11 protein-coding genes are annotated in these 13,518 nt (G+C 67.1%); 6 read left to right on the plus strand and 5 right to left on the minus strand.

Annotated features, from left to right (window positions below; genetic code table 11):
- Positions 1 to 292: 292 nt before the first annotated feature.
- Positions 293 to 862 carry a hypothetical protein gene (locus Pth03_RS40850; RefSeq protein ID WP_203949904.1) on the minus strand — a complete coding sequence of 190 codons (570 nt, stop codon included), beginning with the start codon at positions 860 to 862 and terminating at the stop codon, positions 293 to 295.
- A 195-nt stretch (positions 863 to 1,057) separates the two neighbouring features.
- On the opposite strand from Pth03_RS40850, the gene Pth03_RS40855 reads away from it, so the two are divergent.
- Together Pth03_RS40855 and Pth03_RS40860 are read left to right on the plus strand one after the other, a co-directional pair.
- Positions 1,058 to 2,236, plus strand: coding sequence for a sensor histidine kinase (locus Pth03_RS40855; protein ID WP_203949905.1), 1,179 nt, complete (start codon positions 1,058 to 1,060; stop codon positions 2,234 to 2,236).
- Positions 2,233 to 2,931, plus strand: coding sequence for a response regulator (locus Pth03_RS40860; RefSeq protein WP_203949906.1), 699 nt, complete (start codon positions 2,233 to 2,235; stop codon positions 2,929 to 2,931). The genes Pth03_RS40855 and Pth03_RS40860 overlap by 4 nt, the downstream gene beginning before the upstream one ends.
- 726 nt (positions 2,932 to 3,657) lie before the next feature.
- Here the strand turns inward: Pth03_RS40860 and Pth03_RS40865 are convergent.
- Both Pth03_RS40865 and Pth03_RS40870 read right to left on the minus strand, forming a co-directional pair.
- A complete protein-coding gene (locus Pth03_RS40865) occupies positions 3,658 to 3,957 on the minus strand; it encodes a site-specific integrase (protein ID WP_203949907.1) in 300 nt (99 codons plus the stop codon).
- An 821-nt stretch (positions 3,958 to 4,778) separates the two neighbouring features.
- A complete protein-coding gene (locus Pth03_RS40870) occupies positions 4,779 to 5,840 on the minus strand; it encodes an AraC family transcriptional regulator (protein ID WP_203949908.1) in 1,062 nt (353 codons plus the stop codon).
- 126 nt (positions 5,841 to 5,966) lie between these two features.
- Between Pth03_RS40870 and Pth03_RS40875 the strand changes: the two genes are divergently transcribed.
- From Pth03_RS40875 to Pth03_RS40890, 4 genes are all read left to right on the plus strand, one after another.
- Positions 5,967 to 6,713, plus strand: a complete 747-nt coding sequence (locus Pth03_RS40875) for an SDR family oxidoreductase (protein WP_203949909.1) — start codon at positions 5,967 to 5,969, stop codon at positions 6,711 to 6,713.
- 391 nt (positions 6,714 to 7,104) lie between these two features.
- A complete protein-coding gene (locus Pth03_RS40880) occupies positions 7,105 to 8,124 on the plus strand; it encodes an aldo/keto reductase (RefSeq protein WP_203949910.1) in 1,020 nt (339 codons plus the stop codon).
- A gap of 321 nt (positions 8,125 to 8,445) precedes the next feature.
- Entirely contained in the window at positions 8,446 to 9,834 is a 1,389-nt protein-coding gene (locus Pth03_RS40885) for an MFS transporter (protein WP_203949911.1), read from the plus strand.
- A complete protein-coding gene (locus Pth03_RS40890) occupies positions 9,800 to 11,257 on the plus strand; it encodes an MDR family MFS transporter (RefSeq protein WP_373318689.1) in 1,458 nt (485 codons plus the stop codon). Before Pth03_RS40885 ends, Pth03_RS40890 begins: the two co-directional genes overlap by 35 nt.
- A gap of 195 nt (positions 11,258 to 11,452) precedes the next feature.
- On the opposite strand, the gene Pth03_RS40895 is transcribed toward Pth03_RS40890, so the two are convergent.
- Both Pth03_RS40895 and Pth03_RS40900 read right to left on the minus strand, forming a co-directional pair.
- Positions 11,453 to 12,544: a CU044_5270 family protein gene (locus Pth03_RS40895; protein ID WP_203949913.1), complete on the minus strand. Its 1,092-nt coding sequence runs from the start codon at positions 12,542 to 12,544 to the stop codon at positions 11,453 to 11,455.
- On the minus strand, positions 12,541 to 13,149 hold the full coding sequence (locus tag Pth03_RS40900; protein ID WP_203949914.1) for an RNA polymerase sigma factor: 609 nt from the start codon (positions 13,147 to 13,149) through the stop codon (positions 12,541 to 12,543). Before Pth03_RS40900 ends, Pth03_RS40895 begins: the two co-directional genes overlap by 4 nt.
- Positions 13,150 to 13,518: the final 369 nt, after the last annotated feature.

Here is a 13,518-nt window from a genome sequence, read left to right on the forward strand (position 1 = left end):
TGATGCTGTCGTCGGGCACCGTTGATCATTTCTGGGATGCGCAGCCGTACGCCGCCGTGAGCAGGCCTCGGCCGCTGTTCGCGGAATATATGCGGGATGGATCACGAAGACCCTTGACCTGCGGTTTCAGGTTGAAACGAGCTCAATGATTAGTGGCCCACCCGCCAACGCGGCGCCTTCGAACTCATCGGCGAACCCATCCCACTCACCCTCACGTAGACACCACACCCACCCCGCAAACGGTGAACCCCCTGCGCAGGGGGCTCACCGTCAAAGATCAAACAACTTCGGCTTAGTGTCTGGGCTGCGCCGTAACCCTGATCAAGGCGACGGCGATGCCGATCCACACTGCCCCATCGATGAGTGGGCCCGCCTCACCGACGACCATGGTCAGCGGTAAGTTCACACCGATAGCGACGGCGATCGTTTTGGGCAGCAGGCCCGCGCGGAAGACCGCGATCGCGAGCAGGACGCCACCGACCAGCCACAGCGGCAGAGCGAGCAGGAAGAGGATGTCGAGCGAGTTCCGGCCGCGTACGGCGGTGGCGAGGGCCGCGGTACCGAGCAGGGCATACTGGGCCGCGAACGTGATGGTGGCGGCGAGGCCGATCTTGCCCCAGCGCGCTTGAACTCGGTGCACCGCATGTAGCCCGATGATGGCCAGCACGCCGATCCACAGGCCAAGAGCGTAGCTGTACTCGATGAGGTAGTCGGTTGTGGCGTGGAACGGATCGGCCTGCTCCGGAGACGCCAGCTGGAGCACGCCTAGGGCGAGGGACGCCAGACCGGTCAGCGCCGACATGGTCACGGCCGTCCCGGCGCGAACCGGTGCGGCGGTTTCCCGGGCGATGGGGGTGGACATTGCTGTGGCTTCCTTTCTGCACTTGGTGGCGGCGCCACCGAAAAAATGGGTCGATGGCGCCGACGCTAGGCCGCCCACGGCCTGTGATCGTCCATCGCCGGGTGGGTGGATGCGGCGGCTGGTTGGAGCAACGGTGGTGCGGCATCCACCCGAGGGTGGACGCCCGGCGACTGTCGCCGGCCGTATCATGCGCCCATGCTCGACGGTGCCGCCCCCGCCGAGCCCGGTCGGCGCCGGGCCTGGCTTTTCGACGTCTCCATCGCCGCGGCGTTCGTCGCGGTTGGCCAGATCGATGTATGGGCACCGTGGATCGCAGTGTGGTGGGCCGACGATCCTGTGGCGGGACCCGCGGCGCTGAACTCCGTCCTCTTCTTCGTGATCGCAGCGTCGTTGGCGTGGCGCCGGCGGGCGCCGCTCGTGGTCAGTTGCGTGGTCGCCGGGGCGGCCGCCGCGCAGGCCGTCATCACCGCGACCGCGCCCATCGGCTTGCTTCTGGACGGTCCGGTGCTGGTGAGCCTCTACTCCGTCGCGGCCTACAGCCGGCGCGGCCAGGCGCTGACCGGGCTGGCGGTGACCGCCGTGGCGCTCGCCGTGCATGACCTGCAGGACCCGGCGATCCGGTCCGGCGAGGGCTTCGACGATGCATTGTTCTGGTGGCTTGTGCATCTGGTGGGCTGGGTCGTCGGCCGGTACGTCGGCAGCCGCCGAGCCGCGGCGGCGATGGCCCAGCGGGCGAAGACGCTCGAGGGCGCTGTCCGGACCCAGCGGGACCGGATCGCCCGGGAACTGCACGATGTCGTCGCGCACGGGGTCAGCGTCGTCACGGTGCAGGCGGGCGCCGCCCTGTCGGTCTTGGACGAGCGGCCGGACCGGGCGCGCGAGGCATTGATGGCGATCGAATCGACCGCTCGTGGTGCGTTGGACGAGATGCGCCGCCTGCTCGGTGTGCTGCGGGCAGAGGATATCGGGCCCTCCTTCACGCCGCAGCCGTCCCTCACCGATCTGGCCGAGCTCTGCGAGCAGGTCGGGGCCGCGGGTCTGCCCGTGGCGCTCTCCGTCGAGGGTGCTGTGCGGAGGCTGCCCGCAGGCGTGGAGCTCGCGGGGTACCGCATCGTGCAGGAGGCGCTGACCAACGCCCTGCGCCACTCGGGCGCGAGCGGCGCCGAGGTCAGGGTCAGCTACGGCACCGACGACGTCGTGCTCTGCGTGGTCGACGACGGGACCGGTGCAGGCGAGCAGCGGGGAGGTGGCTTCGGTCTCATCGGGATGCGCGAGCGGGCAGCCATCTACGGCGGCGAGTTGACGACTGGCCCACGAGACTCTGTCGGCTATGCCGTCCGTGCGCGGCTGCCCTACCCGCAGGTGCAGCCGTGATCGACATCGTCGTGGCCGACGACCAGCAGCTTGTCCGGACCGGCTTCCGTCTCATCCTCGAGGCTCAGCCTGATCTGCGGGTCGTCGGGGAGGCGGGCACCGGCGTCGAGGCGGTGGCGGTCTCCCGCCGGCTGCGACCCGACGTCGTCCTCATGGACATCCGGATGCCCGAGCTGGACGGCATCCAGGCGACACGGCAGCTGCTCGCCGGCGCCGACCCGGACCTCCCGCACGTACTCATGCTGACAACCTTCGATCTCGACCGGTACGTCTACGGGTCCCTCAAGGCGGGCGCTAGCGGCTTCCTGCTCAAGGACGCCCCGCGCGACCAACTCATCGATGCCGTACGCGCCGCCGCGGCCGGACAGCGCCTCATCGCGCCCGCGCTGACACGCCGCCTGATCGAGCGCTTTCTCGTGCTCCCACCCCCCGACGGCGGCCACGCGCCGAGCCTGCGGACGCTGACCGACCGTGAGCTCGAGGTGCTGCGACTCATCGCGCGAGGGCTGTCCAACACCGAGATCGCGGCATCGATATTCGTCGCGGAGGCGACGGTCAAAACGCACGTCAACCGGATCCTGGCCAAGCTCGGTCTGCGCACGCGCGTCCACGCTGTCGTCCTGGCCTACGAGACCGGCCTGGTGCGCCCGGGGGATCCCGACGCGCCCGCACCGCCGCGCCGCGAGCTCGCCTGAGGACGCGATCTTCGCGTAACCCGCGGATTCCGTCCAATGCGTCCGAGAAACCGTTTGCATTCTGCCAGCGGCCGTCGAAGCCCGAAGCCAAGGTCACATGCACGGATTTGCCGCGAGTCGCACGCCCGGCACGACGCCGAATTGATCATGTAAATCATCAACCGAAGCAGGACATGATTTCGCACATGATCGAAAGCAACTTTTCTTCTCGTAATTAAAGCGGCCCGCCTACGGCGGCCCGCACGCGCAGTCGGCCAGCCGGCCGGGCTGCGGCTCTTCGGCCGGTCCCGGCCGGCGCCGCCCGCACTATCAGTCCCGACGTGACGGGTATGTCGAGGCCGAGGTGCAGTCCAGCGCGCGGCGATGACGGCAGTGGAGCGGGCGACGCGCTCGGCTGCGGCGAGGAGCTGCCGGCAGCCGGGCCGCCGGCAGCGGCCGTTGGGGAGCACTTCGGTGGCGTCGGCCGGATCGCCGAGTAGTGCAATGCGGGTGGGGTCGCATGCGGCGGCCAGCGCCACCATCCCGGTGCCGACGTCGTACCGATGGGAGGCGACCAGGATGTGCCGGGCCTTGATGCTGTAGGTGTCGGGGCGGCTGAGGAAGCTAGCGTCGCGCCAGTCGGCCTGGTACTGGCCGTCGGCGAGCATCGGGTGCCGTGTGCAGGTTTCGCCGCGGTGTCGTCGTCGAACCGTTCAACTTCCGCGCTGTAGGGCCGGGCCATGGCGATCAGCCTTCCGGGTTGGTCGGTGGGATGGTCTGTTCAACGCGGAGCATGCTGAGGGCGCCGGAGGAGCGGCTCTCGTCGGAGCGTTTGCCAGCGCGGCGGCGGCCGGTCTTGCGGTACTTCTCGACCATGTCGGTGCTGGACCAGTGGCCGCCGGTCATGTCTTTGATCTCGGCCGCGGAGTAGCCCTGTGCGCCGAGGTCGGTGGGGACGCCGGCGCGCAGGCCGTGGGCGGTGACGGTGTTGGCGACGTCGATCCCGGCCCGCCAGGCGATTGCCTGCACGGTGTTGTTGATGGCCACGGGCGTGATGCCCCACCCTGACGGTCTCCAGGAGGTCGCGGGCGAGCAGGGCGTCGGCCTGTGAGTGCAGGAAGTCTGCCCATGTACTGGAGGCCCGCTCAGGGGCGGGTGGGATGCCGGCGTCCTGCAGGATCTCGCAGACGGTGGATGCCGCCACCTTGACCCCCGAGTACGAGCAGTTCGCCGTGCAGGCGCCGGTAGCCCCAGGTGGGGTTCTCGTGGGCCAGGCGCAGGACCAGGGCTCGGATGGAGCGGATGGTCCGCGGTCGGCCTGCGCGATGGGGCCTGGATCGGGCGGCGTGCCGTCGGGCTACCAGGTCACGGTGCCAGCGTAGGACCGTGTCAGGCCGCACCAGCAACCGCATACGCCGAAGTACCTCCTTCGGGAGGCCGTGCAGGAGCGCTGCCAGGAACGCTCGATCGCCCATGGTGAAGGCGACTCGTTGTCGGTTCAGCTGCCGCTCCAGTACCGCGATCTGATGGCGTAGCGCCAGAATCTCTGTGTCCTTGTCCCGGTTGCTTATCGGCAGCAGGCGCAGCATCGCGAAGGCGTTCGTTACACCCAGGTAAGCAAGTTTCCACAGCACAAACGATCATCGTGCCGGGGTCATCGCCACCCCGCCAGAGCCCCGAGCGGATGAGGTAATCGGCAAGGACAACGTCGAATCCATCCGGGTCGCAGCCGAGCAGCCCGCGCGCTGGGAATCGACCCTAAGCCCCAGTACGAGCCGCCCGCCATCGCGGCGGCCCGGCCGGCCCCGGTCGACACCACCGCAAAGCAAGCCGTCATCGAGCGCGGTTGGACGGACCCTGCCCGGAGGTCAGGTTGCTGCGGAGGACGCGCTCTGGCTGTCGGGAATTGTCAACGTTTCCGACTGCTGCCGCGCCTGGATCTGCGCGCGGTAGGTGCGCGGGGAACATCCGTAAGTGCGTTTGAAGGCGTTGCTGAAAGCACTTTCGGAGGCGTAACCGAGGCTCGAAGCGAGGGAGGAGATCAGTGTCTCATCGTGGAAAAGACCGCGTTCGGCGATGCGCATGCGCCAGTGGTGGAGGTAGGTGAGTGGGGGTACGCCCGCCGCCGCGCGGAAGCGCGTGCTGAAGTTGGTGCGCGACATCGCGGCAGCCTGGGCGAGTTCTTCGAGGTGCCAGCGGCGGCCGGGTTCGGCGTGCATGCGGCGGAGGGCCGGCGCGAGGCGTGGGTCGGCCAGTGCGCGCAGCCAGCCGGTGGGGAAGGACTCGGGCGAGGCCGCCAGCGTGGAGCGAAGGACTTCGACGAGCAGAAGTTGGGCGTACTGGTGGGCCGCGTGGTGGGTGCCTGGCCGTTCGGCGGCCAGTTCGTGCAGGAGGCGATCGAGAATCCATTGCACGACGGGGGCCTCGGCGGATTCCGCGCTGATTCGCGTGAGCGGCGGGAGTGCGGACAGCAGGAGTTCCTCGCCGGTGGCGTTGAGGACGACATGGCCTCCGATGATCACGGTGCTCGGGCCGCCTGGGATCTTCGTCTCCTCCGTAGGTGCTGGGCCGTGTTCCTGGTGATGGCTGGTGATCCGCACGATCGTTTCGCGGCCCGGGCCGAACATTGGTGCGGCCTCGACCGGTGCGAGTCCTGGATCGGAGGTGAGTTGCACGCTCTTCACGTCGTTGAGGACGGCCACATCGCCGGCACCCAGCAGCAGGGGAGGTTGAGGGCCGTCTGTTGTCAGCCAGCAGGAGCCTGAGACGACAGCGGCCAGCTTCAGCCGGGCCTGTGGCCAGAACTGTAGGGCCCAGGGCGCCGTCGCCCGGAAACCGCCGGTGATGACTGAGCGCGCCTCGCTGAGGGTGAGCGCTTCGCTGAGCGGGTCGCCGAAATCGGGAATTGGCAGATGGGCAGAGCTGGACATTCCTGTACTGTCGCGCAACTTTTCGGAACTTTCAAGTATTCCGAGTCCCGGTCGGGTGGTCCCAGACTGGAACCGTACAGCACGCCGTCTGTCTTCAGGACGGGCACGCGAGACCGGAGAGACCGTATGACCACCACCCTTGCTCAGCGCGTCGCCATCGTCACCGGAGGGTCGCGCGGCATCGGCCGGCGCGTCGCCGAGCGCCTTGCCGCAAGTGGGCTGACCGTCGTCGTCAACTACGCACACGCGGCCGAGGCCGCGGACGCCGTGGTCAAAGAAATCACCGCTGCCGACGGCACAGCCATGGCCGTACGCGCGGACCTCGCAAAAGAGGACGAGGTGGCGACGCTCTTCGACACGGCGGAGGAGGCTTTCGGCGGCGTGGACATAGTCGTGCACGCAGGTGGCGTCATGTCCAATGGCACAGTAGCCGACTACGACATTGACCAGCTCGACCAGATCATTCGCATCAACCTTCGTGGAACCTTCCTCGTGGACCAGCAGGCGGCCCGCAGACTGCGACCGGGCGGCGCGCTCATCAACTTTTCCAGCTCTGTCACCCGGTTCTCGACCCCGGGGAATGCCGCCTACACCATGGCCAAGGGCGGAGTGGAGGCGCTGACTCTGCTGCTGGCGCGGGAGTTGCGGGGGCGCGATGTCACGGTCAATGCCGTCGCACCCGGCTCCGTCGAGTCGGATATGTTGGACGGATACCTTAAAGGCCGTGAGCATCTCCGCGCGGAAATCGCCAAGCGCTCCCCGCTGGAGCGAGTAGGCACCCCCGACGACATCGCCGAGGTCGTCCTGTTCCTCGCCGGTCCGGGGCGATGGATCAATGGCCAAATCCTCTACGCCAACGGCGGAGCCATCTGATCGGTGACATCGTCGCGGAACCGAGTCCCCTACGCGCACCCAAGCACACGCGAGCCCGGCAGCACTTGCACATCTCTGGGGGCGAAGACCGGTCGGTCGCGCGGTGTAGGCCGATGCATTGCCAAGCGTCTCGCGCCAAGTGGGCTGGCCGTCGTCGTGAACTACATACAGGTCTCCGGGCGGCGAATGCCACAGGCGGTCGTTCACGGAGGACGCTCCATCACGGCAGCGCCCCTTGGCCAGCTGGATTTTACGATCCGAAACCTTTCGACGGCATATACAAAACTGCGTCACCTCCATCCACTGATGAAATCCATGTCCGATTGGGTCTCCCACGCCGGGCGGGATGCGTCTAGTTGAGATGAGGCCATATAGCACCTGGAGGCACCTAATGAAGCACAGGATCCTCGGAGGCACCGGTTTCTCCGTGAGTTCGTACGCGCTTGGCACCATGATGTTCGGCGCGATGGGCAACACCGACCAGGACGAGTCGGTTCGCATGATCCAAACTGCGCTGGACGCAGGCATCAACCTTGTTGACACGGCCGACGTGTACTCAGCGGGAGAGTCGGAAGTGATCGTTGGCAAGGCACTCAAGGGCCGTCGCGATGATGTAGTGCTGGCTACGAAGTTTGGATGGCCATGGGGTGACGACCCCAACCGGCGCGGAGGTTCCACCCGATGGATCCACCGGGCGGTGGAGGACAGTCTCCGCCGTCTCGACACCGACCGCATCGACCTCTATCAGATGCACCGCCCCGATCCGTACACCGACATCGACGAGACCTTGGGTGCGCTGTCGGATCTGGTACGAACCGGGAAAGTCCGTGCGATTGGAGGGTCGTTCTTTGCCCCGGAGGAGATTGCCGAGGCGCAGTGGACGGCAGAGCGACGCGGGCACCATCGTTTCCGGACCGAGCAGCCGCCGTACTCGATCCTGACTCGCGGCGTGGAGAACCGTGTGCTGCCCACCGCCCAGCGCTACGGCATGGGTGTGCTGACCTTCGGGCCGCTCAACTCGGGCTGGCTCTCCGGCAGCGACCCGACTACGGGATACCGCAGCAGCTATTCCGCTGCCGCAGCGAAGATGTTCGACCTGTCGCAGCCGGGTGTAAGGGCGAAGGCCGACGCCGTGCAGAAGCTCACCGCGCTGGCGGCGGACGCCGGTCTGCCGCTGCCTCAGCTCGCCACCGCATTCGTCCGCGCCCACCCCGCGGTCACCGCGGTGCTGATCGGGCCGCGCCGCCCCGAGCACCTGGCCGACCTTCTCGCAGGCGCCGATGTCGAACTCAGCGATGACCTGCTGGACCGTATCGACGACATCGTTCCGCCCGGCACCGATGTGAATCCCGGCGACTTCTTCATCGACCCCACTCCGCCGATCACCGACAAGCGCCTACGCCGCCGCTGAAACAAGCCACCCCTCGGCAACCGACTGCAGCGACGCATCGCTTGACGGCCGCAACGCCGGCCTGGGCAAACATCCAGGGACGCGCTCTCGGTTGCGCATCGAGTCTGACCGCTGGGGTGGGCCCTCGGCCGCCCAAGTCATCAGTTCTGCATAGCGGATAGCTATCCGATGTGGGACCGCACCTGATAGTTATCCGTTGGGAAAGGTATTACTTCAGTGGTACACGACGTCCGGTCCCGCCCCACTAATCGCAGCGATCGAGACGCTCCTGCTCCAGTACGTCACTGGTGGGTACTCGCAGCCCTGGGAACTGCTCAACTGATGGTGGGACTCGACACCACCATCATCAACGTCGCGCTTCCGAGCGCACAGCAGGCGCTGGGATTTTCAGACTCTTCACGACAATGGGCCGTGACGCTGTACGCCCTCGCATTCGGGTCTCTGCTGCTGCTCGGAGGCCGTCTCGGCGATCTCGTCGGTCGTCGCCGCATGTTCCTCATTGGCGTGCTCGGGTTTGCAGTCGTTTCCGCCATCGGTGGTGCGGCTCCCAACTATGCCATCCTCCTGGTGGGTCGCGGGCTACAGGGCCTCTTCGCTGCATTCCTGGCGCCCGCAACGCTGTCACTGCTTGCGGTCACCTTCCATGAACATCCAGCGCGGGCGAAAGCGTTCGGAATCTTCAGTGGGATCCTTGGTGTCGGCGGCGTGAGTGGCCTTGTCTTGGGTGGAGTGCTCAGCGAGTACCTGTCGTGGCGCTATTGCATGTTTGTCAACCTTGTGCTGGCTATCCCGGCATTGCTTGGTGGCATGAGCCTGCTGCGTGGTGTGCATTCGCATCCCACTGCAACTGCGGGCGAGCGGGCCGATCTTGCTGGCGCAGTCCTTTCCTTTGGGGGACTGTTCGGCATAGTCTTCGGGTTCTCGTATGCCGAATCTTCCGGATGGGGAAACGTCTGGACGATCACTTCACTTGTGTTGGGTGCAGTTCTGATGGTGGCGTTCGCAATCGTCGAAGCCAACGTACGCAATCCGTTGCTACCGCTACGCATCTTGCTTGATCGCTTTCGCGGCACAGCCTTCCTCGCCCTTGCTTTGCTCGGCGCCGGATTCGTCTCCGTCTTCCTGTTCCTGACCTACTTCATGCAGACCGTGCTTGGCTACAGTCCACTGCAGACGGGTTTGGCTTTCGTCCCCATGGTTGCGGGATTCATCGTCGCCGTGAATCTTGCGAGTTCATTCCTGCTGCCGCGCTTCGGGGCGCGTGCTGTGGTTGTCACAGGCATCTTGATCGGACTCATCGGCCTAATCCTCATCGCTCGCCTCGGCGTTGATGCAACTTATTCAGCTCATATTCTTCCCGCGATCCTGATCTACGACTTCGGACAGGGAATGGCGAGCGCACCCCTCTTTGCCACAGCCACGCGGGGAGTCGAAAAACGCGATACGGGCATCGCTGGAGCCCTCGTCAATGCTTTCCAGCAGACCGGGTATTCCATCGGCGGCGCAGTGCTATCGACCATAGCCGCGTCAGCCACGGCGAGGTATGCTGCGGCCAACCCTGGTGCTCCTCGCGTTGCACCCCTTGCTGCCGTTCATGGGTATTCGACGGCCTTTTGGTGCGTTGTCGGCCTGTATGGCTTTTCGGCGTTGCTCTGTCTGATCCTTTTCCCAGGGCATCCGCGAACTCAAAGCGCGCGCAACACGGGGTGACTGGGAGAGCAGCCGATGGCTCCAAGGGTTCACCAGTCACCCCAAGGCGCAGACGTTCTACGGACGAGTTGCGACTGCACCAGCCCAGGTGCTGCAGGACAAGCTTCTCTTTGACCGTGGCCACCTGGAGGCTCGGAAAGGGCATTGGATGAGGGCGGCGACGCAGGCCGGGTTGGCGGTACGGGAAACGGTCTCGGGCCTGCCACGGCAGTTCTGGTGGTTGTGGACCAGTACCCTCGTCAACCGGCTCGGCGGGTTCGTCGTCACCTTCCTGGCCCTCTACCTGACCGTGCAGCGCGGCTACTCGCCGTCCTACGCCGGCCTGGTCGCGGCGCTCTTCGGCCTCGGCGGCGCCGGCGGCGCGGTGCTCGGCGGGGTACTGGCCGACCGGGTGGGCCGCCGCCGGACGCTGCTGGCCGCGCAAGTACTCACCGCGCTCACCACCGCCGTGCTCGGCCTCGTGACGCATCCGGTGACGATCGCGGCCGTGGCCACGCTACTCGGCTTGGTCAGCAACGGATCCCGGCCCCCGGTGCAGGCGATGGTAGCCGACCTCGTCCCCGCCAAGGACCGGGTCCGCGCGCTCTCGCTCAACTACTGGGCGGTCAACATCGGACTCGGCACCTCCGCCGCGCTGGCCGGCTTCATCGCCGCCGAGGGCTACCTGTGGCTCTTCCTCGGCGACGCCTTCACCACCCTGCTGTGCGCGATCGTGGTCTTCGCCAAGGCCAAGGAGACACTGGCCGCACCCGATCCCGTCCTCCCCGGCGCGGGGAAACCGGCCCCCGCCGGCGTCACGCTCGTCGACGTGCTGCGCGACCGCCGCTTCATGACCCTGGTCCTGCTCACCCTGCTGCTCGGCAGCGTCGCGCAGCAGGGCAACTCGACACTGGCGATCGACATGGGCGCGCACGGGCTGTCCGCCCGCCAGTTCGGCCTGGTCGCGGCGATCAACGGCCTGGTGATCGTGGTGCTGCAGATTCCGCTGACCCGCGCGCTGCGCACCCGCGGCACCGGCGCCCTTCTCGGCGCCGGCTCGTGCCTGCTGGCGTGGGGGTTCGGCCTGACCGCGTTCGCCGGCTCGGTCGGCTTCTACGCGCTGACCGTCGTGGTGTGGACCCTCGGCGAGATCATCCACGCGCCCGCCTCGATGTCCGCGGCCGCCGACCTCGCACCCGCCACCGCCCGCGGCCGCTACCAGGGCATGTACACCCTCTCTTATTCTGCTGCCACCTTCGCGGGCCCGCTCGTGGGCGGGCTCACCTACGACCGGCTGGGCAGTGACGCGGTCTGGATCGGCTGTGCCGCGGTCGGCACTGCGGTGGGCGCCGGCTACTACCTCCTGCTGAGGCGCAGCCGGACATCCGTCGCTGGCGCGGAGTCCCTGCGTACTGCCGACGACGCGGTCACCACGACATCTTGACGTGGCGGACGGGGCGGCGCCGCCGCTTCGGCGGAACTGGGTCCGGGCTGTCGAAGGGAGCCCAGTCGAGCATCGGACCGTTCGCGTCGGCACATTGTGAGAGGTGGGTGACTGCGGGGCGCCGGCTCGGGTGGAGGGCCGAGCCGGTGCCGGTCGCCGCCTACCGGCGGTGCGGTTATCGCCTTGTGGGCTTGGTCAGCCAACGTGGCCGAGCGGGTAGTTGGGGACGGTGTTGGTCCAGCCGTAGGAGACGACGGCCTCGTAACTGGTCCTGCCGGCCTTGGCGGTGGGGTTCGTCTTCCCGGGCTTGACCAGGGTTTCCGTGCGGGCCAGTACCCGTCCGGTGGTCGGGTCGATCACCAGTTGGTGGTCGACGACAGTACCGCCCTCGGCCGTGACCCGGTGGACGATTCCCGTGCCCGGGCGGCCCAGCGGATCGGTGACGGGGCCGATGACCTGCAGTCCCGGTTCGGTGGCCAGCACGCGGTAGGCGGCTCCCAGCACCTTGGACGAGACTGGAGCCGAGCCGATTCGCTGGATGTGGCTGAGCATCCACTCTGTCCGGTCGATATTGGCACCAGGAACGGAGTTCACCCGGCGCAGTTCCTTCAACAGGAACTGCCGCAACTGCTCGGGGTCGTCCGGCAGCGTCCGCGTATCGACCGGCTTCAATCCCTCCCAGGCCGCCAGTCTGAAGGCCTCCCCGCCCGATACTTTGACCTTCTCCCACCGGGTCGGCATTTTCACCGGCGGCTTGGTCGCGTCCGGGTCCGCCCCTTCGGCCCCGTTCGGCAATGCGGTGGGACCGTCCGCCGGGGCCGGGCCGACGATGCGGCTCTCCAGATCCCGGCTGGCGATCCATGCGTCCTTGCCAGGGCCGGCGTCCCAGATCCCGATCTGCTGGACGTGATACTTGGTGTCCTTGCCGACGATGACCTCTCCGCCGTTTTGCGTCACCACCGACCAGTACTTCCCCTTGGTGAGGGGAGTTCGTTCCACCTTGGTCGCCGCGGAGAGCAACACCATCTGGGCCGTCTGCGGGGCCGCCCGTGGGGCCGCCCGTGGGGCTGGATCGTCGGCGCCGGCACCTCCCAGCCCGGCTATCGCAAGTACCGCGGCGGCCGCCGCGGCTGCCAGCCCGAGCCCGGCGGCTCCCCATCGCGGCAGGGACAGCCGTCGCCGGCTGGTCATGTCCTCTTTGAGGCGGCCGAACGCCCGCGCGACGGCCTGGGGAGTGGCGAGCGGCGGCTCTTTCGTCAGCTCCCGTACCAGTTCGATCTCGTTCATTTGGGTGACTCCTCTGTGACGTGTGTGGGGTCGACCCCGCCCAGCGCGGCGCGAAGCTGCTTTCGAGCCCGGTTCAGCCGGGACGCCACCGTGCCGTACTTCAAATCGAGCGCCATCGCGACTTCCTCGTAGGTGAAGTCGGCCAGCGCCACCAGCAGCAGCACGTTGCGATCGCCGGGCGAGAGCGCGGCCATCGACTCGGCCAGTTCCCTGCGTACGCTTCCTGCGCTGACCTGTGCCGTGACCCGGTCTTCGGGGCCGACGGTGGACGTCTCGGCCGGCGTCTTGGCGATCATCCGGTAGAAGCGCTGCTCAGCGCGTAAGTGCTGGCCCACGAAGTTGGTCGCGATGCCGTACAGCCACGGCCGTACGGCACCGCGTGCCGGATCGAAGCGTTTGCGCCTGCGGAAGGCGGCCAGGAACGTATCGGCCGCGACGTCATCGGCGACATCAGTACCGAGCCGACGGGCGATGTAGCGGCGTATCTCTTGGAAGTAGCGGTGGAAGATCTCGCCAAAACATTCGGGTTCACGCCACGACGCCTCGATCACCGCGGCGTCGCTCAGCGGCGCGGCCGCGGCGTCGGGTGCGTGACTCAATCTCATCTGATGTCCTTCGCTGCGGCGGTCGGTCAGTTACTTCTTCGCCGCTCGCCCCCTATCCCTTCACGCCCGCGACGCGGGTTCCAATCCGCGCAGCGCTGCGCTGCGGTATGACGCTCGCGGGCCGGGGCTGGGGTGATCAAGGACAGTCTGGTCGCTGGCATTACCGGCGGACGTGTGGCAGGCGTGCAAACGATCTGGATCGGCCGTGAGACACGGCCTGATCATGCGCACGGTGACGCCCAGGTGATCGACGCGGCCCGCGCGGGATATGTGCGGGATGATCTTCGGTCGCTGTCCGGCGGTTCAAGGCGTAACCACAGGTCAGTGGCTACACGACGGTGTGATTCGCAGTGTTCTTGAAAACCGCTG

Origin of the sequence: Planotetraspora thailandica (assembly GCF_016863335.1) — a bacterium.
Lineage (GTDB): Bacteria > Actinomycetota > Actinomycetes > Streptosporangiales > Streptosporangiaceae > Planotetraspora > Planotetraspora thailandica.